At 39.1% G+C, this 22,870-nt stretch carries 15 protein-coding genes; 5 read left to right on the top strand and 10 right to left on the bottom strand.

From position 1 onward, the window contains the following. Nucleotides 1-75 precede the first annotated feature (75 nt). Nucleotides 76-1,596 (bottom strand): fumarate hydratase, encoded by a 1,521-nt coding sequence (locus tag RI845_RS06920; protein ID WP_348389008.1) that lies wholly within the window; start codon nucleotides 1,594-1,596, stop codon nucleotides 76-78. A 252-nt stretch (nucleotides 1,597-1,848) separates the two neighbouring features. Here RI845_RS06920 and pabB point away from each other — a divergent pair, with 252 nt between their 5' ends. From pabB to RI845_RS06905, 3 genes are all read left to right on the top strand, one after another. After that, nucleotides 1,849-3,240, top strand: a complete 1,392-nt coding sequence (gene pabB, locus RI845_RS06915) for an aminodeoxychorismate synthase component I (RefSeq protein ID WP_348389007.1) — start codon at nucleotides 1,849-1,851, stop codon at nucleotides 3,238-3,240. Nucleotides 3,241-3,289: 49 nt separating this feature from the next. Continuing rightward, nucleotides 3,290-3,859 carry a CoA pyrophosphatase gene (locus RI845_RS06910; protein WP_348389006.1) on the top strand — a complete coding sequence of 190 codons (570 nt, stop codon included), beginning with the start codon at nucleotides 3,290-3,292 and terminating at the stop codon, nucleotides 3,857-3,859. Between the two features lie 96 nt (nucleotides 3,860-3,955). Further along, on the top strand, nucleotides 3,956-5,332 hold the full coding sequence (locus tag RI845_RS06905) for an L-serine ammonia-lyase (RefSeq protein WP_348389005.1): 1,377 nt from the start codon (nucleotides 3,956-3,958) through the stop codon (nucleotides 5,330-5,332). Nucleotides 5,333-5,514: 182 nt separating this feature from the next. On the opposite strand, the gene cysB is transcribed toward RI845_RS06905, so the two are convergent. The 3 genes from cysB to RI845_RS06890 all read right to left on the bottom strand — a co-directional run bounded on the left by cysB (nucleotide 5,515) and on the right by RI845_RS06890 (nucleotide 12,366). Continuing rightward, nucleotides 5,515-6,489, bottom strand: coding sequence for an HTH-type transcriptional regulator CysB (gene cysB / locus RI845_RS06900; protein WP_348389004.1), 975 nt, complete (start codon nucleotides 6,487-6,489; stop codon nucleotides 5,515-5,517). 417 nt (nucleotides 6,490-6,906) lie between these two features. After that, nucleotides 6,907-9,603 (bottom strand): type I DNA topoisomerase, encoded by a 2,697-nt coding sequence (topA, locus tag RI845_RS06895; RefSeq protein ID WP_348389003.1) that lies wholly within the window; start codon nucleotides 9,601-9,603, stop codon nucleotides 6,907-6,909. Between the two features lie 354 nt (nucleotides 9,604-9,957). After that, nucleotides 9,958-12,366 carry a hypothetical protein gene (locus tag RI845_RS06890; RefSeq protein WP_348389002.1) on the bottom strand — a complete coding sequence of 803 codons (2,409 nt, stop codon included), beginning with the start codon at nucleotides 12,364-12,366 and terminating at the stop codon, nucleotides 9,958-9,960. A 235-nt stretch (nucleotides 12,367-12,601) separates the two neighbouring features. On the opposite strand from RI845_RS06890, the gene RI845_RS06885 reads away from it, so the two are divergent. Further along, nucleotides 12,602-13,948: a dicarboxylate/amino acid:cation symporter gene (locus tag RI845_RS06885; protein ID WP_348389001.1), complete on the top strand. Its 1,347-nt coding sequence runs from the start codon at nucleotides 12,602-12,604 to the stop codon at nucleotides 13,946-13,948. 118 nt (nucleotides 13,949-14,066) lie between these two features. On the opposite strand, the gene RI845_RS06880 is transcribed toward RI845_RS06885, so the two are convergent. From RI845_RS06880 to RI845_RS06870, 3 genes are all read right to left on the bottom strand, one after another. Continuing rightward, nucleotides 14,067-14,714, bottom strand: a complete 648-nt coding sequence (locus tag RI845_RS06880; RefSeq protein WP_348389000.1) for a thiopurine S-methyltransferase — start codon at nucleotides 14,712-14,714, stop codon at nucleotides 14,067-14,069. Nucleotides 14,715-14,745: 31 nt separating this feature from the next. After that, nucleotides 14,746-15,777 (bottom strand): protease SohB, encoded by a 1,032-nt coding sequence (sohB, locus tag RI845_RS06875; protein ID WP_348388999.1) that lies wholly within the window; start codon nucleotides 15,775-15,777, stop codon nucleotides 14,746-14,748. A 120-nt stretch (nucleotides 15,778-15,897) separates the two neighbouring features. After that, entirely contained in the window at nucleotides 15,898-18,309 is a 2,412-nt protein-coding gene (locus tag RI845_RS06870) for a VolA/Pla-1 family phospholipase (protein ID WP_348388998.1), read from the bottom strand. Between the two features lie 260 nt (nucleotides 18,310-18,569). Here RI845_RS06870 and RI845_RS06865 point away from each other — a divergent pair, with 260 nt between their 5' ends. Continuing rightward, complete coding sequence (locus RI845_RS06865) at nucleotides 18,570-19,307, top strand: YciK family oxidoreductase (protein ID WP_348388997.1); 738 nt, start codon at nucleotides 18,570-18,572, stop codon at nucleotides 19,305-19,307. A gap of 56 nt (nucleotides 19,308-19,363) precedes the next feature. Here the strand turns inward: RI845_RS06865 and prmC are convergent, their stop codons facing one another. Genes prmC through hemA form a run of 3 tightly spaced genes read right to left on the bottom strand, consistent with a single transcriptional unit; the run spans nucleotide 19,364 to nucleotide 22,674 of the window. Beyond that, a complete protein-coding gene (prmC, locus tag RI845_RS06860; protein ID WP_348388996.1) occupies nucleotides 19,364-20,245 on the bottom strand; it encodes a peptide chain release factor N(5)-glutamine methyltransferase in 882 nt (293 codons plus the stop codon). An 8-nt stretch (nucleotides 20,246-20,253) separates the two neighbouring features. Beyond that, nucleotides 20,254-21,342, bottom strand: a complete 1,089-nt coding sequence (gene prfA, locus RI845_RS06855; RefSeq protein ID WP_348388995.1) for a peptide chain release factor 1 — start codon at nucleotides 21,340-21,342, stop codon at nucleotides 20,254-20,256. 60 nt (nucleotides 21,343-21,402) lie between these two features. Further along, nucleotides 21,403-22,674 (bottom strand): glutamyl-tRNA reductase, encoded by a 1,272-nt coding sequence (hemA, locus tag RI845_RS06850; protein WP_348388994.1) that lies wholly within the window; start codon nucleotides 22,672-22,674, stop codon nucleotides 21,403-21,405. Between the last annotated feature and the right edge of the window lie 196 nt (nucleotides 22,675-22,870).

The following is a 22,870-nucleotide window of genomic DNA, read 5'->3' as shown; positions in this document are numbered from 1 at the left end:
GACGGCTTAAAAATCTAAGCAATCTTATGCTAAAAACGCCCTTCCGGGCGTTTGATATTTTTAAAAGCTAATAAACTAGGCTTTTGCTGCGTCTATTATTTCAATTTTTTTCTGCCAAATTGCCGGGCCAGTAACATGAGCTGACTCACCAGTGCTATCTACCGCGACGGTTACAGGCATATCTTCTACTTCAAACTCATAGATAGCTTCCATTCCCATATCTTCAAAGGCAACTACTTTTGCTTTTTTGATTGCTTTAGAAACAAGGTAAGCTGCGCCACCAACAGCCATTAAATAAACTGATTTATGGTTTTTGATGCATTCAACCGTTGCTGCTCCACGTTCAGCTTTACCAATGGTGCCTAAAAGTCCTGTTTCAGCTAACATCATCTCGGTAAATTTATCCATACGTGTTGCCGTTGTAGGGCCTGCTGGACCTACAGCTTCATCGCCAATAGCATCAACTGGGCCAACGTAATAAATAAATTTGTTAGTGAAATCTACTGGCAATTCTTCGCCTTTTGCTAACATATCTTGAATACGTTTATGAGCAGCATCTCGACCTGTTAAGATGGTACCTGAAAGTAAAACTGTCTCACCAGTTTTCCAATCACTGACATCTGCTTTCTTTAAATCATCAACATTCACACGACGAACATTTTCACCAACTTCCCAAGTGATCTCAGGCCACTCTTCAAGTTTAGGTGGCGTTAAGTCTGCTGGACCACTACCATCTAGATGGAAATGTACGTGACGAGTTGCGGCACAGTTGGGGATCATTACTACAGGCTTAGATGCAGCATGAGTTGGAACTGAATTTATTTTCACATCAACAACAGTTGTTAAACCACCAAGGCCTTGTGCGCCAATGCCTAATTTATTAACACGTTCAAAAATTTCTAAACGTAACTCTTCTTCAGCATTTTGTGGACCACGCTCAATAAGCTCTTGAATATTTACCGGGTCCATTAAGCTTTCTTTAGCAAGTACACCAGCTTTTTCAGCAGTACCACCAACACCTATACCTAGCATTCCCGGTGGACACCAACCTGCGCCCATTGTAGGTAAAGTTTTAACTACCCAATCCGCGATAGAATCACTTGGATTTAACATCACCATTTTAGTTTTGTTTTCTGAACCACCACCTTTAGCAGCGATCATCACTTCAACTTCTGCACCGGCAACTAAATCTATGTGAACAACTGACGGAGTATTATCTTTAGTATTAACACGTTTACCAGCAGGGTCAGCAACAATAGATGCACGTAGTGGATTATCAGGGTTTAGGTAAGCACGACGTGTACCTTCATCCACCATTTGTTGTACAGTTAAGTCTGTGTTGTCCCATTTAACATCCATACCAACTTTAACGAAACAGGTAACAATACCGGTATCTTGACAAATTGGGCGTTTACCTTGGGCAGACATTCTTGAGTTAATTAGAATTTGCGCAATAGCATCTTTAGCAGCTTGGCTTTGTTCTTTATTGTATGCTTTCTCAAGTGCTTGAATAAAGTCAATTGGGTGGTAAAAAGATATATATTGCAATGCATCTTCAATGCTATCAATAAAATCTTGCTGTTTAATAACCGTCATAGTGTTCTCATCTTAACGTTTAGTTGGTAAGAACGTTTCATTTTTATTGCCGACAATACAATTCGGTTAAATTTTTTATCTGAAACGTATTAAATTGCACGTATCATACCCCTGTATAAGCCTTATCTCAATAAGACATTTGGCTATTTTTAAGGTGTGGAATAATGAGAAAGTTTGCTACAATATTGCTAACTAAACTTATCGGTTTATACCACGTGTATAAATAGAGCCCCAAATGATTCAAAACGCCTAGTGAAACAAGAAAATAACGCATCATACTTTACTACCCTGCTCGACTGTACAAATGGTTTAACACCTGAACAGTTATTTGAACACTGGGCCAATGATACCTGGGCATTTTGGCTTGACTCAGGCGATAGTGAGCATGTTGATTGTCATTATGACATTATGGTGTTTGACCCTGTTGTAACGCTAAAAACATCAATTAATTCAACCCGTATTCAATGGTTAGCATCAGATGAGCTAGAAATTTCTACTGATGATCCACTGCTGTTAGTTAAACACACTCTACAAAAAGTGTTCCCTGATAATGTTGAAGAACAGCAAGGCATCCCATTTTGTGGTGGTGCAGTCGGTTATTTTAGCTACGACTTAGGCCGTCGATTTGAAAAATTACCGGCAACAAGTTCTATTGATATTACTATGCCCGAAATGGCGGTAGGAATTTATAAATCGGCAATAGTTTATGATCGAACGACAAAGCAGTTTTGTTTAATAAGTTTTGAAAACAATTTAAAGCAACTGACTGAGCAGATAGAAACCAAACTGAGTGTTCAAAGCTCACAACTAGAAGAATTCAAACTTACTTCTGATTGGCGCTCAAACATGTCTAAACAACAATATTCCGATAATTTTTTTAAAGTACAAGATTATTTATTATCTGGTGATTGCTACCAAATTAATTTGGCACAGCGCTTTAGCGCCATGTATCAAGGTGAAGAGTTTAACGCCTACAAAAAGTTAAGGCACAGCAATAATGCTCCCTTCTCTGCTTTTATGCGTATCGAAGATGGTGTCATTTTAAGTGTTTCACCAGAGCGCTTCTTACAACTCAAACATCAAAAAGTGCAAACCAAGCCAATAAAAGGCACTCGGCCTCGTTCCAATATCAGCGATTTTGATAAAGAACATGCAATTGATTTACAAAATTCAGCCAAAGATAGAGCTGAAAACCTGATGATTGTTGATTTATTAAGAAATGATATATCAAAAGTTTGTCGAGCTGGCAGCGTCAATGTACCTTCGCTGTTTGCTATTGAAAGTTTTCCTGCTGTGCATCATTTAGTCAGTACCGTGGAAGGTATGCTGGCGCAAGAATTTGACGGCACCGATTTATTACGAGGCGCGTTTCCGGGTGGCTCTATCACTGGCGCACCTAAAATTAGGGCCATGGAAATTATTGAAGAGCTTGAACCACATCGCCGCAGTGTTTATTGTGGCTCTGTTGGCTATATTTCTGCGTGCGGAAAAATGGATACCAACATTACCATTAGAACCTTACTTTGTGAAAATGAAAAAATTCACTGTTGGGCCGGCGGAGGGTTAGTAGCAGATTCTAATGTAGACAGCGAATACCAAGAAACTTTTGATAAAGTTAATAAAATTCTACCTATACTAAAATAATACCGCCTTAAACTTTTTACTGGTGAGTTATAAAAAACGGATTGGGCAAATGGATAAGCAGCAGTTTTTACAACGTTTTTCCTATCATCACTTAGGAGATATAGAAAGTGGTTACCAACATACCGGTAACCTCAAACATGCCAGTGTTTTAATCCCACTAGTTCAAACTAAACTAGGCATAGAAGTTATATTAACCAAAAGAGCAAAGCACCTAAAACACCATCCTGGTCAAATAAGTTTTCCCGGCGGCAAGGTTGAAGCCCGTGACATTAATTTAACCGATACGGCATTACGCGAAGCGGAAGAAGAAATCGGCTTATACCGTAAAGATGTTGATATTGTCGGTCAGCTAAATGATTACCACACCATTACAGGGTTTAGAATTACCCCAATTATTGGCTTTATTCCCCAAAATTACCCTTTTAAAATTGACCAAAATGAGGTGGAAGAAATCTTTAGTGTACCGTTTCCTCATTTCACTAACGAAAAAAATCACCTTAATTATCAGCTCAAACGCCAAGGAGTTGAGCATAATATCTATTTTATGCCATATTTAAACTACAACATTTGGGGTGCTACCGCGGCAATTTTAAAAGATCTGGTTGGCCACCTAAAATAAAATTTTAAACAATTGAGATTACTTCTACTTTTAAGTTAAAATCCGAACATAATTTCAATTAAGCGAAACAACTCGCTCAAAAATTCAGGTTTTATTATGATCAGTGTATTTGATATGTTCTCCATTGGTATTGGACCATCCAGTTCTCATACTGTTGGACCAATGAGAGCGGCAAACCGTTTTATCGATTCATTAAAACAAGAAAACGTATTTAACGATGTAAATCGAATTAAAGTAGAGCTTTTTGGTTCACTTGGCCAAACAGGTATTGGTCATGGTACCGGTAAAGCGGTGATACTTGGTTTACATGGTGAAGCACCCGAGTCTGTAGCTGTAGAGAAAATAGACAGCATTTTAGAAACTACCGTCGCGAACGAAAAGATCATCTTAAACAATGAAACGAGTATTTCATTTCCAAAGTCAGATGCGATCGTATACCACCGTAGAAAAACCCTGCCCGCTCATGCAAATGCCATGACTATTTTTGCCTTTAATGGCAATAATATTGTCTTAGAAAAAACTTATTATTCAATTGGTGGCGGTTTTATTGTTGAAGATAGTGAGTTTGAACAAGAAAAAGATAAAGCCTTATCTTTGCATGCCAATATAGAACGTCCATATCGTTTCAGTAGTGCCAATGAGCTTTTAGAGTTGTGTAAAGAAAGCGGGTTAAGTATCAGCTCAATCATGATGGCCAATGAGAAGTGTTTAAATAGTGAGGCCTTTATTAGAGCTGAACTGGTTAAAATTTGGAAAGCAATGTACGCATGTGTTGACCGCGGTATTAAAACCGAGGGGATTTTACCAGGAGGCTTAAAAGTAACTCGCCGAGCTCCCAGCTTATTTCGCTTATTAACCGTAGAAAAAAATGCTGATCCGCTACAAGCTATGGATTGGGTAAACTTGTTTGCGTTAGCGGTGAATGAAGAAAATGCGGCTGGCTCGCAAGTTGTGACTGCACCGACAAATGGTGCAGCAGGAATATTGCCAGCAGTACTTTGTTACTACGATAAATTTGTTAAACCTGTATCCGACGAAGACTGTATTAGATATTTACTTACCGCTGCGGCAATAGGTATTTTATATAAAACCAACGCTTCTATCTCGGGCGCTGAAGTTGGCTGTCAAGGTGAAGTCGGTGTAGCGTGTTCAATGGCGGCAGGTGCATTAACAGAAATATTAGGTGGAGATCCTAAACAAGTAGAAAATGCCGCTGAAATTGGTATGGAGCATAACTTAGGTTTAACTTGTGACCCTGTAGGCGGTCTTGTACAAGTCCCTTGCATTGAACGTAACGCAATGGGCTCGGTTAAAGCAATTAATGCTTCTCGCCTAGCAATGCGCGGCACTGGCACTCAAAAAGTATCGCTTGATAAAGTAATAAAAACCATGTGGGAAACCGGCAACGACATGAAGACTAAATACAAAGAAACTTCTCGTGGTGGTTTAGCGGTTAACATCATCGAATGTTAATTAAAGACACGAGAGGCTAGAAAGTAGAAACGAAGAGCGTTGAGTGTCTTTGAAAATTCTCTTCCTCTAGAAAAAAAGCGCCTCTTGGCGCTTTTTTTCATTCAAAACTTAAAATCTATCCTCTGAATTGAGTCTCGTTTCTCGTTTCTCGTTTCTCGTTTCTCGTTTCTCGTTTTTTAAACCTATCTAACTGGTAGTGATATATCACCAATTAGATTTTCTATTTCATCATTATTTTTAAGCAACATCGCTTTAGTAACAATATCTCTATTTAAATGAGGTGCAAAGCGTTCAATAAAATCAAACATATAACCACGTAAAAACGTGCCTCTGCGGAAACCTATTTTGGTTGTGCTTTGTTCAAACAAATGACTGGCATCTAGAACAACTAAGTCTTTATCTTGCTCAGGGTCAATTGCCATTGTTGCAACTACCCCAATGCCAACACCTAAGCGCACATAGGTTTTAATTACATCAGCATCTGTAGCAGTAAATACAATTTTTGGTTTTAAGTTAGCTCGTTGGAAGGCTTTATCTAACACTGAACGCCCAGTAAAACCAAACACATAGGTAACAAGCGGATGAGTTGCTACGTCTTCAATCGTAAGATTTTCAAGCTTAGCTAATGGGTGATCTTTTCTTACGATTATACTACGGTTCCAGTGGTAACAAGGCAACATGATCAAATCGTTGTATAAATGTAGAGATTCTGTGGCAATAGCAAAGTCAGCTTCACCCTTGGCAGCTGCATCGCTTATTTGAGCAGGTGTGCCTTGATACATATGTAATGAAACTTTGTCATACTTTTTGACAAAACCACTGATAACATCAGGAAGAGCATACCTTGCTTGGGTATGAGTGGTTGCAATGCGAAGTTTACCTTCATCAGGTTGAGTATACTCACTTGCAACTGACTTTATGCCTTCAACTTTCGATAAAATGTCAGCAGAAATGCGGATTACTTCATGGCCCGCCTGAGTTACGTGAGTTAAATGTTTACCAGAACGTCCAAATATCTGTATACCAAGTTCATCCTCTAACATACGCACTTGCTTACTAATACCTGGCTGCGAGGTAAACAAGCTATCAGCCGTTGCTGACACATTAAGGTTATTATTTAAGACTTCGACGATATAACGTAATTGCTGTAGTTTCATATTTATTTGATATAGATGGCTGCGTTCTTAGAATTAAAATATATATCAATATTTAAATTTAATCTATACCAAAGTTAACTTTTTGTTATAAAAATTTATTTTTTATACCTTTTTGTCTTGTAAGCCATTCCATTACCCCTGACATGAGTCGTCTTTATTGCCATCCATGGCAAGTCGACATTCCATCATCCCTGACATGAGTCGACTTTAACGCCATCCATGGCAAGTCGACATTCCATCATCCCTGACATGAGTCGACTTTATTACCATCCATGGCAAGTCGACATTCCATCATCCCTGACATGAGTCGACTTTATTACCATCCATGGCAAGTCGACATTCCATCATCCCTGATGTAAAAAAAAAGCCGCATAAATGCGGCTTTTTATTATTTTACTTTAAACGTTAAAACTTTGACTATTTCTTAGTCGCGGCCTTTTTAGCTTTAGCTGGTGCTTTTTTAGCAGCCTTTTTCGGTTTAGCCGACTTCTTAGTCTGCTCTTCAACCCATTTGTTATCAACGTATTTAGCTACCCAACCGGTTGCTTTACCTTCAACTTCAGTCATCACATACTGCTCTTTGGTTTTACGTGAGTAACGAACAACATAAAGGTTACCATCGGCATCTTTTTGAGGTGCATCAGCTAAATAATAGAACTTTTCAGAAATTCTATCTCTAAAACGATGCAGCTCTGCAACTTTCGGCGCTCTTGTCTCTCTAGATTTAGGGAACGTACTTGCTGCTAAGAAAATACCTGCTGCGCCATCTCTTAATTTAAAGAATGCTTCAGATTTTTCACATTTAAGTTCAGGCAAGTCTACCGGATCTTCTTTAGGAGGAGCAGCTTCACCGCTGGCTAACAACTTACGTGTGTTTTTACAGTCTTCATTGGTACAATCAAAATACTTACCAAAACGACCGTTTTTAAGTTCCATGTCCGACTCACAACGATCACATTCAAGTACTGGACCGTCGTAGCCTTTAATTTTAAACTCACCTATTTCAAGTTCATAACCATCACAAACAGGATTGTTACCACACACATGCAGTTTTCGTGTTTCATCGATTAAGTAGCTATCCATTGCTGTGCCACATTTGCCACAACGGTGCATTGCCATTAATGCTTCTGTTTCTTGATCTTCTGATAAAACGCTAACAGCTTCTTCACCAGGAGTAAGGTTCATGGTTTTAGTACAGCGCTCTTTCGGTGGTAAGCTGTAACCAGAACAGCCAAGGAATACACCAGTAGAAGCGGTACGAATTCCCATTTTACGGCCACAAGTAGGACAATCAATATCAGTAACAACAGGTAAATTCTGCTGCATACCGCCTTCTTCCATATCTTTATCAGCTAAAGCCAATTGACCGGTAAACTCAGTGTAAAATTCAGTTAATACGTCTTTCCAAAATGCTTTGTCATCAGCAATTTCATCTAAACGCATTTCCATGTTTGCAGTGAAATCGTAGTTCATTAATTTTTTGAAACTACCTGATAAACTATCCGTTACTATTTCACCCATTTTTTCAGCGTAGAAACGCTTAGAATCAAGACGTACATAACCACGATCTTGAATGGTTGAAATAATTGATGCGTAGGTAGAAGGTCGGCCTATACTACGTTTTTCCAGTTCTTTAACCAACGATGCCTCGCCAAAGCGAGCGATTGGTTTAGTAAAATGTTGGCTTGGCTCTAGGTGCTTCAAGCTTACCAATTCACCTACGGCAATATCAGGCAAATGAGTATCATTTTCGCTACCAGACTTACCGGCACTTCTTGAATGAACTTTAGTCCAACCATCAAAGCGCATCACACGGCCTTTCGCTCTTAAATCAAACTCAGCGGCTGTAACCGTTAAAGTTGTTAGGTCGTAACGTGCCGCGGTCATTTGACACGCAACAAACTGACGCCAAATCAAGTCATATAACTTACGAGCATCTTGTTCCATGCCGTCAAGAAACGCAGCTTCTTTTGTCACATCCGAAGGACGGATGGCTTCATGAGCCTCTTGTGCATTCGCTTTTGCGCCGTACACTTTGGCCTGCTCTGGTAAATAATTATCACCAAAGTTTTTACTAATGTAATCGCGACAATTAGCAACTGCTTCTTTACTCAAGTTGGTTGAGTCTGTACGCATATAGGTAATATGCCCGGCTTCATATAAACGTTGAGCTAATCCCATAGTCCGTTTAACACCAAAACCTAAACGAGTACTTGCAGATTGTTGCAGCGTTGAGGTGATAAATGGCGCAGAAGGCGTACTTTTAGACGGCTTATCTTCACGCTTACTGACTTTAAACTCAGCAGCTTGTAACGTTGCCACGGCAGACATTGCTTGTGTTTCATTGGTAGGCTTAAACGCTTTACCATTTTGACGGGCAACGTCCAGCTTTAAGTCAACATCAGAATTAGTAACGGTATCAGCTTCAATTTCCCAAAACTCTTCAGGAACAAACGCTTTAATTTCACGCTCGCGTTCAACTACAAGCTTAACAGCAACAGACTGTACTCGACCGGCAGATAAACCACGGGCTACCTTTTTCCAAAGTAAAGGGCTCACCATAAAGCCCACTACGCGGTCTAAAAAGCGACGCGCCTGTTGGGCGTTCACGCCATTCATATTTAACTCACTAGGCTGGTTAAAGGCCTCCTGAATCGCACTTTGTGTTATTTCATTGAATACTACACGACGAAAACGTTCATCTTCACCGCCAATTATTTCTTTCAAATGCCAAGCAATCGCCTCTCCCTCGCGATCCAAATCGGTTGCGAGATAGACCATCTCAGCCTTATCTGCTAATTTCTTTAATTCATCAACGACTTTTTCTTTGCCTGGCAAGACCGCATATGTAGCTTCCCAATTTTTTTCAGGATTAATGCCCATGCGGTTATACAAAGCGACCTTTTCACGTTTCGCTTTATATTTAGCTTTTGCTGCAGGCGTCATCGCCCGAACTTCAGCTGGAGATTTAGTTGCTGCTTTTTTACCGGTACCACTTGTCGGTAAATCTCGCACATGACCAACACTTGATTTAACAATGAAGTCTTTGCCGAGATATTTGTTAATCGTCTTAGCCTTTGCAGGTGACTCGACAATTACCAGAGATTTTGCCATAAACGTTTACTTTCCTGTATTCAGGCCTTGATTATTCAATCCGAAATAATGTTGTGTTGAGTTAAATTTAGTTCATAACTCAAAAAAATTTGTTAATTGCTATTAGGTATATATGTAAATTTTACCACTGACAAGCAATTATTTTTTTAATTTTGCTGAAACAAATGAAGATGATTAATTAAAATTACCAATATTAAAGGCGCCATCATAATAAAATTTAAATTAAAACATAAAGAAAAATATTCAATTTTATTAACTATTTTCACTTTTCGATTAAATAATGAACAATTTTTAGTGTTTATTATTTTTACCCATAAAAAAAGCCTCTTGCGAGGCTTTTATAAATATTTAGATTTAAGGCGCTGGTGGCGTAGCCGCACCTATTACAATTGAAATACCTGAGTATGTTGTATTAACTCCAGCAGGAGTTGTTACTGATATAATTAACGTACCCGATTTTGGCTCATCTTCACCTTCAATACTTACTCCAAATGATAAACCACCATTATGGTTATCGTTAGGCCAAGTAAATGTATCCGGACCTACAATTGAACCAGCTGTAGCAGTAAACTCAATTACGGTACCAGCAGGCATAGGTTGGTTGTGTAAATCAGCTATGATCACACTAGCGCCACCGGTATTTTCACCGGTAATATTCACAACATCGTCATCATCTATATTTAACAAATCATCTTCTGAAGCATCAAATGTACTTTGTCGAACAAAATTTGCACTACTACCAGACATTACCAATACTAATTCGCCGCGTACATTGACTGACTTTGTTGCTGAACAGTTAGTATTATCTTCAGCACATAAACTGCCGTTATAAACACCGTCCGGGGCATCATGTATACCATTATTGTTAAAGTCGGCAAACACTTCGTTTTCACCACCGACTTCACCGGTATCATCTTGTGGGTTATATATTCTATCTTCGTTATGATCAACAAATGCTTCTTCCAAATCATAAGGACGCCCACTTACATCATTACCACCAAAAGCGGCAAACTCTGACGTATCAAATCGACCATTACCATTAAGATCTGGGAAAGACTCTTCACCGATTGCAATAGCTAATATAGTCGCTCGACCACCATATTTTTGGCCAAGTTCGTTAACTATGGTCGGATCGTTGTCACCTAAGAGAATGCCTTCAGGTCTAGGTTGTTGACTAGTCCATTGCACAGAACAAGCACCACCTATTGTTTGACAATAAGGTTCGATCGAACCACCTTCAGTGGTAAACGCTATCGCAGTACCATCTGGTACAGGGTTGTTGAATGCATCAGCCAAGCGGGCGGTTACATTAACCGTATTGCCATCTACATCCCAACCTTCTGGGTTTAAAATGTCGGCAGATAAACTAAAGCTATCTTGGTCTGGAATACCTGTCGATATAACAAGTAAACTAGATTGTGAATATATTTCCGGTTGCCCATCAATTAATACCCCAGCAGTAACCCTAACAGTCGTTGCAACTGTCCCAGAATTAACTACCGTTTGAGCAAGACCAAACGCATCAGTTGTCGCAACTTCAGGAGTCATCGTGATGCCGCCAACCTCTGTATTTAATGCAAATGCAACATCTATATTAGGTACCGGATTACCATTAGTATCGAGTACCTTGAACACAACAGTTGAACTTTCTTGTCCGCCCACCCCTTTTAAAGAAATATTTTCAGGAGTCGCACTAACAAATTGAATACTTCCAGACGATGCAGGTAGAACAGATAAAGTAGTACTGGCATTTAAATTAATGCCACCAGCGTTGGCTGAAACCGTAATTGGATCATCACCACTACACCCTTGAGCTAAATAAGTGCTGCTTGCAATTCCATTAGACGAAGTCACTGGACTACTTAATGCTGCAAAGCCCGCATTACTACATACAGATGAAAACTCTACATCTACCGGCTGAGTGTAAGGAAGACCATCAGCATCAACAATTTCAACATAAACAACAGAAGTTGCACCTGCGGTTATTTCGGAAAGGGTTAACCCGGCTTTTCCTTCAGTAAATGAAGAATCTTCTGTGATCCCCATTAATATATCAGTAGCGCCAACAACGATAAGAACCTCACCCGTTTCACCAGAGCTGAGAGTAGCTTTTACAGTGCCGGCTCCAAGCTCATTACCAGCATAGATATTTGCTATGGCATTATGTTCATCGTTGGTAATTGCTGTTGGAATTGGTAACTCACCAATATCAGTAGTAAATGTGACAATCACAGGTGAGTCTATGCCATTGACTGTTGCAATAATTTGACCTGGTGTTGTGGCGTTTATCACATCAAGTTCATCAGTTGTGCCCGGAGCAACTAACTTCAAACTTAAGGTGATCATAGTGTCTTGCTCACCACTTGTTTCAAAACCCACAGTTCCAGAATAATCAGAGCCGTCAACTGAAACAGTACCGGTAACCGTTCCTGCTCCTGCGGTAGGACCTGCGGTTAAACCAATTATGGCAACACCATCAGAATTTGTAAGAGCTGAGCTTGAAGGGACATCAAACAATCCAAGATCAGATGAGAAGGCGACGACAACACCTGAAACGGGAGAGCCATCTGTTTTTACAGTAGCTGAAATAGTCGCTGGGTTATCGATATCAATACTTTGATTATCAATAGATAACTCTATTGTAGTTTCAACGACTGTATCTGGTGGTGTAGTGTCATCATCTTTACCGCTAAAAGAATCACCATCACAACCTACTATTAAAATTAATGATAATAAGTAGAAAAAATTTCGAAGCTGCTTCATAAAAAGCTCTCTCCCTGATTTATTTTTATTTTTCGTTATTTTTCATCTTAACTGATTGGTGACAAAATAGTTACCCTTTACTACAAAAAATTTATTGCCGAGCTTTAATAAAATAGATAACAATGAAAGTAGGCTATAATTTTAATAAATTCATCAACATACCATTAACACTATTAGCGAAAAGCTTGTAGAATTAATAATAGTAAAATAACCATGACTAAATTAAGTAGGCAATATGAATAAAGAAAGTGCGAATAGTTTAACTCGCCGAATAGTGATAGGCATGATTGCCGGTATTATTCTGGGCGGTATATTTCAAGCAATGTTACCTAAAGATGGCGATCTTCTGATCCCACTTTATCTTTTTGACTTTTCAGTACGTGGATTTTTTGTCGACGGCATATTTGAAATAGGTGGAAAGATATTTGTATCAAGCTTACAAATGTTAGTAGTGCCTTTAGTTTTTGTATCACTTATTTGTGGTACTTGCTCTCTAAACGATACATCCAAACTTGGTCGAATTGGCGGTAGAGCAGTAGGTTTATACCTTGTTACCACAGCGATTGCGATTTCAATCGCTATTATAGCGGCATTAATTGTTGCACCTGGTGAAGGTGTAAACATGACAGCCGATGTAACTTATGGCGCAAAAGAAGCACCATCGTTAGCACAAGTTATTATTGATATGTTTCCAAGCAACCCATTCGATGCATTTGTACAAGGTAACATGTTACAAATTATCGTATTTGCTCTATTGTTTGGTTTAGCCGTGGCACTTGCAGGCCCTGCTGGCGAACGAGTTGCAAAACTTTTTGAAGACTTCAATGAAGTGATCATGCGTTTGGTTGTCATTCTAATGAACCTTGCACCTTACGGCGTGTTCTGTTTAATGACCACTCTATTTGCTGAAATAGAGATGAGCACAATTATAAACTTACTGGCTTATTTCTTATTAGTGTTATTTGTATTGTTGATTCATGCATTAATCACTTATCCGGTATTACTAAAAGCGTTTACCGGCTTAAACCCAATTATCTTTTTGAAGAAAATGCGCACAACTGCCCTATTCGCTTTTAGCACGGCAAGTAGTAACGCAACGATCCCTTCAACAATGAATACCGCAACTAAAAAATTAGGTGTAGATAACTCTATTGCTTCATTTACAGTGCCACTTGGCGCAACTATTAATATGGATGGCACCGCAATCATGCAAGGTGTGGCCACAGTATTTATCGCGCAAGTATTTAACATTGACTTAAGCGTAAGTGATTTCCTAATGGTTATCGTAACCGCGACTCTTGCATCAGTTGGTACTGCTGGTGTTCCTGGGGTTGGTTTGATTATGCTTGCTATGGTATTGGCTCAGGTTGGCCTACCAGTAGAAGGTATCGGTTTGATCATCGGTGTTGACCGTTTATTAGATATGGTGCGCACTGCGGTAAATATAACTGGTGACTCAATGGTTACAGTTGTTGTTGGTAAGTCAGAAGGCCAGTTCGATGAAGAAGTCTTTAACTCTAAAGATGACACTAGTCGTGACCGTATTGACTTCCATCATTTAAAAGATCAAAAGCTCGATTAATACTTGTATTAAACATATAAAAAAGGCGCTTTCAAAGCGCCTTTTTTTATGGAACAAATCACAAATACATTTCATTTCGAATTACCAAGATTAAATACTTTAATTTTTTCAAAAATAATTACTTTGAGATAATATAAAGTTTCTCAGTTAACGAGCTAACGGCTAGTTTTCTTCGAGCAAACTTTTGTCCGGTTAAATCCCTTTCAGTTACCTTGGTTATCTTACAACCGTTGAATAACCGCATGACTTCGTCTTCATCAACAGAAAAAGGTGGGCCTTGAATTTCATCTTTAGGAAACTCCAGAGTTAATAAAAACACTCGGGTCTGTGCACTGATAAAGCGGTTAATATGTTGCACATAGGCAACTCTCATTTCCTCTGGAAATGCAATTAATGCAGCACGGTCGTAAATCCAATCAAACGGTTGAAACTGTTTGCTATTGAGGGCAAAAAAGTCGCCCTGATAAAGTTCTATATTACCCTGCTGGTAAATATTGAAACTTAAGCTTTCTTTGACTTGCGGGGTAAGTTGGTTTTCTAAAAAGAAATCTCGACAGGCGACAGCACTTAATTCATTGCCAATCACTTTAAAGCGATCAGCAAAGAATAATAAGTCTGAGGTTTTACCGCATAACGGAACAAAGATTCTACTGTCTTGCGGTTCAAGTAAATCAGGAAAATATTCAACCAGTAACGGTTGCAATTCATCTTGGTGAAAACCGATATGGGTGTTATCCCAACAGTCGTGCCAAAATTGTTGTTTCATATTAAACCTGTAATTCTATTACTCTGTTTAGTTAGCTTGGGAAAATTCGATTATTTTGCCATAATTTATTTACAACATTTTCAACAGAAACTGATGCTGCTTTACCAAATTTTTCAGCGAGACCTTTTTTCACTTCGTATTTAATAGCAATTACTTTGCGTTCTTTTGACGCTTGTAATAAATAATCATCACTGGTTTGAATATCATCAACCAAGCCAAGTTCTTTAGCTTTAAGGCCAAACCAGTGCTCGCCAGTAGCCACTTTAGCAATATCTAATGACGGACGGTGCTCACTCACAAATTCTTTAAACAATAAATGCGTTTCTTCAAGTTCTTCAACAAACTTTTCGCGGCCTTTATCGGTATTTTCACCAAACATAGTTAAAGTACGTTTGTATTCCCCTGCGGTTAATTGTTCAAATTCAATATTGCTCTTTTTCAGCAGTTTATTGAAGTTTGGTATTTGCGCGATTACACCAATGGAGCCAAGAATAGCAAACGGCGCGGAAATAATTTTGTCGGCAACGCAAGCCATCATGTAACCACCACTTGCAGCGACCTTATCAACGGAAGCAGTCAATGGAATACCTTGTTGGCGAACTCGGTCAAGTTGCGAAGAAGCCAGGCCGTAGCCATGTACCATACCGCCACCACTTTCAAGACGAACAAACACTTCATCGTCTTTATTTGCTACAGCTAAAATAGCGCTTATTTCTTCTCGCAGACTGTTTACTTCACGAGCATCTATGCTGCCTTTAAAGTCCACAACGAATAAGCGATGCTTAGTCTCTTTTTCGCTGTTTTTATCTGCTTTTTCTTGCAGCTTTTGTTGTTTCTTTAATTCTTTTTCATGTTGCTTAAACTCTTCCTTGCTCAGCAAATGTTCGGTCATATGATGTTCTACATCGTCAAATTGCTCTGACAAATCGGTAATGTCCAGCTCACCCTTTTTGTGTTTTTGTTTATGGGCTGCACCGGCGATTGCGGCAATGATAGCAATAACTGCGATAACAAACGTAATGACTTTGGCAAAAAATAAGCCGTATTCGTAAAGAAATTCCAAGTAAGTTCTCCTAACACTTGAATGATAAAAATTGGTATAAACTGATTCTACATGATTATTAATTTGTTGAAACAAAAAAGGAGGCAAAAGCCTCCTTTAAGAAATAATATTTGTGAAAAATTATTTCAAAACAACACTACCGTCGGTAACAGCGATAGCATTTCCTTGAGTTACAAAAAATGTTGCTACTTGCGCTTGAATTTCGAAGGTAGCCGAAACGCTGCTTGTAGGGTCAAGTAATGAACTGTGATCACCAGCTATAAACTTAACTGCACCAGAGCCTTCATGGTAATAAGCAGGCATTTCCTCAGAAAATACAGGTTTAACAACTGGAACACCTAATAGGTTAATCATCGCTGACGAACCTGCTAGTGGTGCTGAGCTAACCGTTACAGGGATTACTTGATCAGATTTAAACTCTTGACCATTACCAACCATTTCTATCACATGCAATGGTGTGCCATTGCCTTTTAACATCTCTGAATAATTAATCATATCTGCTGAATCAGAAATTGATTGTGCAGCAAAAGTCCATAAGTCAAAAGCCCCGCTTAATTCAGCTGGTACGCCTACATTATCTACGAATGACTGCCAAATCATTGCCATTTCTTCAGCGCTAGGGTTTTCACTTTGAGCTGCAGCAAATTGAGCAAAGTCAGGTGAAAGACTTGCCGCTAAATTAAACTTAATCAACGGACCAAATGAAGCTGATTCCATACCAAAGTTAGGAACGCCACCAGCAGGTGAAGCTAATGATGCAGCTTTAACATTAAATAAACCATCCACTTGTTCATCTAAACTTGTATTTGTCAGAGCAAGGAAATTTACACCAGTCATGGCGCCTAGAGAGTGGCCTACATAATAAACATCTGTTGGGTTTACATCAACTCCAGCGTTTAGGTCACCGGATAGAAAGTTAATGCCCATACGCAGAGCTAACGTATCAGAAGCACTCTGGCGGAAATTGTCGCGAGCATTTAGCAAGTTCGCGATGTTAATGTAATAAAATGGATTGCTAGCAGCATCTACTTCATTAACACTATCATTATCAGTATCAAAACCACGAGAGTTATGTAATGGATGATCGATTGCAACCGTTGCAAAACCATTAATTGATAGTAAGCCAGTTATCGCCAACATATCTTCTTTTTTAGAGGTTATGCCATGTTGTAAAATAACGATTGGCCAACCGCCTTCAGGCTTAACTAATTCGCCTGCAATACCTAAAGCCTCACGAACAACATTTGCAATAACAACATTTGGCTCTGTCATTTGAACATCAAGTTCTTGCATAGCATTTACTTTAGGAATTGGATTATATTTCGTTAGATTACGCTCTAGATCTAAAGTAGGGTTACCTTGTTCATCTCTAAAGTCACGTAAACCAAAACTTTGACAAGCAGCATCGTACATACCTGGCGTTAATGAGGCTAAATACTCAGCAGGTGCTCCGGCAAGCATAGCACCAGAATCACACATTGCATTCCAAAATGTGTTTTCACTAATGTCAGCACTGGTTGGTACTTGTGAGTAATATGGAACTGTTATAGAACCAGAATAAAGATTCGCACTTTTATATAAAGGCACAAGGTCAAGGTCATCAGCGGCAATTAACCCGCCTGCAATTAAAATATCAGCTGCACTATAAGGTGTTGCTTCTACTGTTACTGCTGGCGTAGGGAATAAAGCCGTTGCCGGATTTAATGATGCTGCTAATAGTTGCTTAGTTACTTGTGATGAATCAACCGTAGACTGTGTTGTCATGGTCATTGTATAAATAATTTCGTCTTTAACCAGCCCAAAACCTTCGGCAATATTTTCATAACTATTCGTTAATTGCTGTAAACCTAGAAGGTCAGGATCCGAATGAGGAAATTCAGTGACATCTTGCTTGATCAGATTATAAGTAGGTGAACCATCTATTGAATTGCCATTGGTATCTTTTAATTTATTGGTCAGTGCGACAATATAACTTGTTTTAGGTTTTAAAGGCTTAAGTGGAATAATAGCAAGGGAACCGCCCATTACTTGTACGAAGTAATCTTCTGTTAACACCAATTCTTTAACTGGCTTACAGCCAACCAACGCTGGCACTGCAGCACAGTCAGCATCAACAATACTAGCCCCTAAAACAACTTCATAAATAGCAACGGCGCCAATATCAAATAATGAAGCTGGTTCTATTGATACACCATCAGCAAATTCAAAATTCAATACGAATGGCTGGTTAGTTGACCAGCCATCAAGTGCATTGGCTGCAACAAATGGGTCAGTAAAGTCAGCAGGGTCACCACCATTAAGAGGAAGATCTAAAGTGCCATCATTGGTGCCAATAAACAGTAAGTCATTAGGAGGAGCTACATCCCCTGAAGAGGGATCGAAACGTACTCTAGATATTTTTGTAAAACCAGAATCAGGTCCTGTCGCGGTTGCTTCATTATTTTCTTTTTCGATGTCTGAAATTGTTTCATCGTCACAACCAGACAAGCCAAGAGCACTCGCAATTGCAAGGCCAATTAATAGTTTTTTCATTTTTGCTCCCCAAAGGAATGTAATTTCATCGCTTGCTGTTATTATTTTGTTAGCGAACAGTTAAGTTATTGTTAACTAGTACGACCAGTTATTTTTTATAAATATAACTTACCGCAACATTTGGCAGTTTGCTACACTTTTTTACAACTTCCAACAAATTAAAAACAAAAAAACTGTAAATTAAATTTTAAAATATTCTCGAAAGCTGCTTTCACTACAGGTAGAATAGCGTCAATGTAAATTTTTTATAATGACTCACTATGTTCGATTACCAAGCTCAACCTAACTGCCTGCAAAATAAAACTATTTTAGTAACAGGTGCCGGATCCGGCATTGGCCGCGCCGCTGCCATTAACTATGCTAAATTTGGCGCAACCGTTGTTTTACTTGGAAAAACAGTTGAGAAGCTTGAGAAGGTTTATGATGAAATTCTAAACCTAGGGTACCCTGAGCCAGCAATTATTCCATTAGATATGAAAGGCGCAACGGCTCAACATTATAAAGATATGGTATCTACGATTATTGGTCAGTTGCAGCATATCGACGGTGCACTACTGAACGCGTCTATATTAGGCGAATTAACACCATTCACTCAGATTAGCGCACAAATTTGGGATGACGTAATGCAGGTAAATCTGAATGCACAAATGCAATTGGCACAAGCATTAATTCCAGCAATGACCCAATCAAGTTCTTCATCATTAATTTTCACAACATCAGGTGTGGGTAACCAGGGTCGTGCATTTTGGGGACCTTATAGCATTTCAAAATTTGCTACTGAGGGTATGATGCAAGTGATTGCTGATGAATATGAAGGCTCAAGTCTACGAGTAAATGCAATTAACCCAGGTGCAACAAAAACAAATATGCGTGCTACGGCATTCCCTGCAGAAGATAAAAGCTTAATTAGCGAGCCTGAAGATATCATGCCTTTATACTTATATTTAATGAGTGATGATAGTAAAGCAGTAAATGGTCAACGCCTTAACGCTCAGTAATTTTTAAAGGGGGTCAGCGATTTTTTCCGACAGTTTGGGAAATATCACTGACTCCTTTAAGCTTTAATCGCTTTTGTGATCCTAGGGTTACCACCAAAGTCATTGAATGTTTCGATTTGCAGATAACCATATTCAGCAAACAACTGTTGTACTTTTTCACTTTGTTCAAACCCATGCTCTAAGTACATTTGGCCGTTGTCGTTTAGATAATCTCTGCCTACATTTATAATGTGTCTTATATCAGAATACCCTTGTTCTTTAGCAACTAATGCAGACTTGGGTTCAAAGCGTATATCTCCCTCATTCAGGTGCTTATCATCGTCTGCTATATAAGGAGGGTTAGAAACTATCACGTTAAAACGCTTATCTTTATTTATCGCATTAAACCAGTCACTTTGATAAATAGTAACGTGATCCAGGTTAAGTTGTTTTGCGTTAGTTTGAGCAAGTAGCACTGCATCTTGATTATATTCGACGGCATCTATTTGCCACTGTTTGTGCTCGGACGCCAAAGCTAACGCTATTGCACCGGTACCTGTCCCCAAGTCTAATAACGCTAGTTTCTCTACTGGATTATTATCAAGCACTGCTTCTACTAGTATTTCGGTATCCGGCCTTGGAATTAGCGTACATGGAGCAACTAAGAAATCTAGCGACCAAAACTCACGTTTACCGGTAATAAACGCAACAGGCTCACCTTCTAACCGCCGTGTTACAAAACTCTCAAATAAAGATATTTGTGCTTCAGTTAGTTCTTTTTCTGGCCAAGTAATTAAATAACTAGTTGGCTTATCAAGTACGGCTGACAATAAAGCCTGACTATCTACTTTTGCATCATAGTCATTTTCAAATGTTAAAAAGCAGCGTTTCGAATAATCGAAAAGCTGCTTAATGGTAGTTAACCCAGCGTTCGCTGGGGTTACATTAGTTGTTAGCAAAGTAAACTCTAATTTTGTTCAGCAAGGGCCGCAAGTTGGTCCGCTTGGTTTTCTTGCAAAATAGGGTCAAGTACAAGTTGTAAATTCCCCTCAATCACTTCACCTAAACGGTATAACGTCAAGTTAATGCGGTGGTCTGTCATACGACCTTGTGGATAGTTATATGTGCGAATACGCTCAGAACGATCACCACTGGCAACTAAGTTACGACGTGATGACTCCTCTTCGCTGCGACGTTTCTCATCTTCAGCTTGTTGTAAACGAGCTTGTAAAACCGACATAGCTTGCGCACGGTTTTTATGTTGTGAACGTTGATCCTGACACTCTACAACCACGCCAGTTGGAATATGAGTAATACGAATAGCGGAATCAGTTTTGTTAACGTGCTGACCACCAGCACCCGAGGCGCGGAAGGTATCAACTTTTAAATCAGCTTTATTAATTTCAATCGCTTGTGACTCAGGAATTTCAGGCATAACAACAACAGTACATGCTGACGTATGAACTCGACCTTGCGATTCTGTCTCAGGTACGCGTTGAACACGATGACCGCCACTTTCAAATTTCATTTGGCCATATACACTGTCACCGGCAAGTTTAACAATAACTTCTTTATAACCGCCCTGCTCACTTTCATTCATGTTTAGAATTTCAGTGCGCCAGCCCTTTTTCTCGGCATAACGAGTGTACATACGATATAAATCACCGGCAAAAATAGCCGCTTCATCACCACCTGCACCGGCTCTAATTTCAACAAAACAGTTATTGTCATCGTTAGGGTCACGTGGGATCAATAAAATTTGCAAATCGCCAGTCAACTTTTCAATTTCAGCTTTCGCATCTTTGTATTCTTCTTGGGCCATCTCACGCATGTCCGGATCTTCATCCTTCATCATGTCTTGTGCCATGGCAAAGTTATCTTCGGCTTGCTTATAATTACCAAAAACTTTTGTCACTTCTTCTAATTGAGAAAACTCTTGTGACAACGCTCTAAACTTGTCTTGATTGCCAATTACGTCAGGATCAGACAGTAGCGCTTGTACTTCTTCAAAACGCTCTACTATTATTTCAAGCTTTTGATATACGGATTCATTCATTTAATTATTTTCACCAAAAGGTTAATTTGTAAGGTTATCTTCAAACTCTATTTATTTAATTTAGTTATCTTTTTTATCTAAATCAAAAACATCATGAAGATATATAATTTTATCTAGTTCGCCGCCCTGTGCAGCTGACTGCAATGCGCGAGTTGGAGCATGCATTAGATTATTAGTTAATTTGGTTGCCAACTCGGCGATAACCGCATCAGGATCTTTATTATTTTCTAGTTGTTGCTTGGCTCTTAATAATAACTCATCGCGTTTACTTAAGCATTGGTTACGATAAGCAATCACCGCACCCTGGGTGTTTAAACCACGCAGCCATGCCATAAAGTCGTCGGTTTGGCTGCCAACAATTTGTTCAGCCTGGTCAGCCGCTTTTCGACGGTTTTCCATATTTTGAGCAACAATACCCTGTAAATCATCTACCGTATATAAAAATACGTCTTCAAGTTCGCCAACTTGTTCTTCAATATCTCGTGGTACTGCAATATCAACCATAAATATTGGTCGATGACGACGTTGTTGTAATGCGGTTTCAACCATACCTTTACCTATAATTGGTAACGTTGAACCAGTTGAACTTATTACAATATCTGCATCGCTTATGTGTTCTGGTATTTGGGCCAAGGTAATTACTTCGGCGCCAATTTCTTTCGCCATTTTTTCAGCACGGGCGACAGTACGATTAGCAACCGTTATTTTACCCACTTTATTATCGTATAAGTGTTTAGCAACTAACTCGATAGTTTCACCGGCACCAATAAGAAGCACCTTGCTTTTTTCTAATTTAGCGAAGATGTGCTTGGCAAGGTTTACTGCGGCAAAAGCGACCGATACTGCACTTGCCCCTATTTCTGTGTCTGTACGAACTTGCTTGGCAACACCAAACGTTCGTTGAAACAATCTTTCCATGATCATTTGCATAGACCCTGCGGCTTTAGCTTGGCTATAAGCTTGCTTCATTTGACCAAGCACTTGAGGCTCACCTAATATCAGCGAGTCTAAACCACAGGCAACACGCATCATATGATTCACAGCTTGTTGGTCATGATGCCAATATAGTGTTGGTGAAATCATACTTGCAGGTACGTTATGGTAATTTTCTAACCAAGCAGTTATCCGCTGCTGCACCTCTTTAATCGGCTTATCTTGAACAAAATACAACTCGGTACGATTACAAGTAGATAGAATGGCAGCCTCTTTACAAGCAAGTTCATCTATCATTTGTTGTAAGGCATGGTTAAGGTTATCAGGAGTGAATGCCACCTTCTCACGCACAGATACTGGCGCGGTTTTGTGATTAATTCCTACAGCAAAAATGGACATATTAAAATATAAATAACCTGTAAATATAAAAAACAATCTTAAGTTTCTTTTTAAACTCAGATATACAACCGATGAAATAACTAACATTAGCTAATTAAGCTAAAAGATTTTATCATGGTGACGCTAATTTTACGAAATAACCACGCTGATTGAAAGATGCGTCACAAGATAACAACAAAAAAATAAAGGTTTTTAT

The sequence above is a fragment of the Thalassotalea nanhaiensis genome (genome assembly GCF_031583575.1).
Classification (GTDB): Bacteria; Pseudomonadota; Gammaproteobacteria; order Enterobacterales; family Alteromonadaceae; genus Thalassotalea_A; species Thalassotalea_A nanhaiensis.
Note: the sequence above shows the minus strand (reverse complement) of the source record. Positions and strands in the feature narration are given on the sequence as shown.

Coding starts and splice junctions, on each gene's coding strand:
- RI845_RS06920 (WP_348389008.1), bottom strand. CDS start 1,596: ATGACGGTTATTAAACAGCAAGATTTTATTGATAGCATTGAAGATGCA.
- RI845_RS06910 (WP_348389006.1), top strand. CDS start 3,290: ATGGATAAGCAGCAGTTTTTACAACGTTTTTCCTATCATCACTTAGGA.
- RI845_RS06905 (WP_348389005.1), top strand. CDS start 3,956: ATGATCAGTGTATTTGATATGTTCTCCATTGGTATTGGACCATCCAGT.
- cysB (WP_348389004.1), bottom strand. CDS start 6,489: ATGAAACTACAGCAATTACGTTATATCGTCGAAGTCTTAAATAATAAC.
- topA (WP_348389003.1), bottom strand. CDS start 9,603: ATGGCAAAATCTCTGGTAATTGTCGAGTCACCTGCAAAGGCTAAGACG.
- RI845_RS06890 (WP_348389002.1), bottom strand. CDS start 12,366: ATGAAGCAGCTTCGAAATTTTTTCTACTTATTATCATTAATTTTAATA.
- RI845_RS06885 (WP_348389001.1), top strand. CDS start 12,602: ATGAATAAAGAAAGTGCGAATAGTTTAACTCGCCGAATAGTGATAGGC.
- RI845_RS06880 (WP_348389000.1), bottom strand. CDS start 14,714: ATGAAACAACAATTTTGGCACGACTGTTGGGATAACACCCATATCGGT.
- RI845_RS06870 (WP_348388998.1), bottom strand. CDS start 18,309: ATGAAAAAACTATTAATTGGCCTTGCAATTGCGAGTGCTCTTGGCTTG.
- RI845_RS06865 (WP_348388997.1), top strand. CDS start 18,570: ATGTTCGATTACCAAGCTCAACCTAACTGCCTGCAAAATAAAACTATT.
- prfA (WP_348388995.1), bottom strand. CDS start 21,342: ATGAATGAATCCGTATATCAAAAGCTTGAAATAATAGTAGAGCGTTTT.
- hemA (WP_348388994.1), bottom strand. CDS start 22,674: ATGTCCATTTTTGCTGTAGGAATTAATCACAAAACCGCGCCAGTATCT.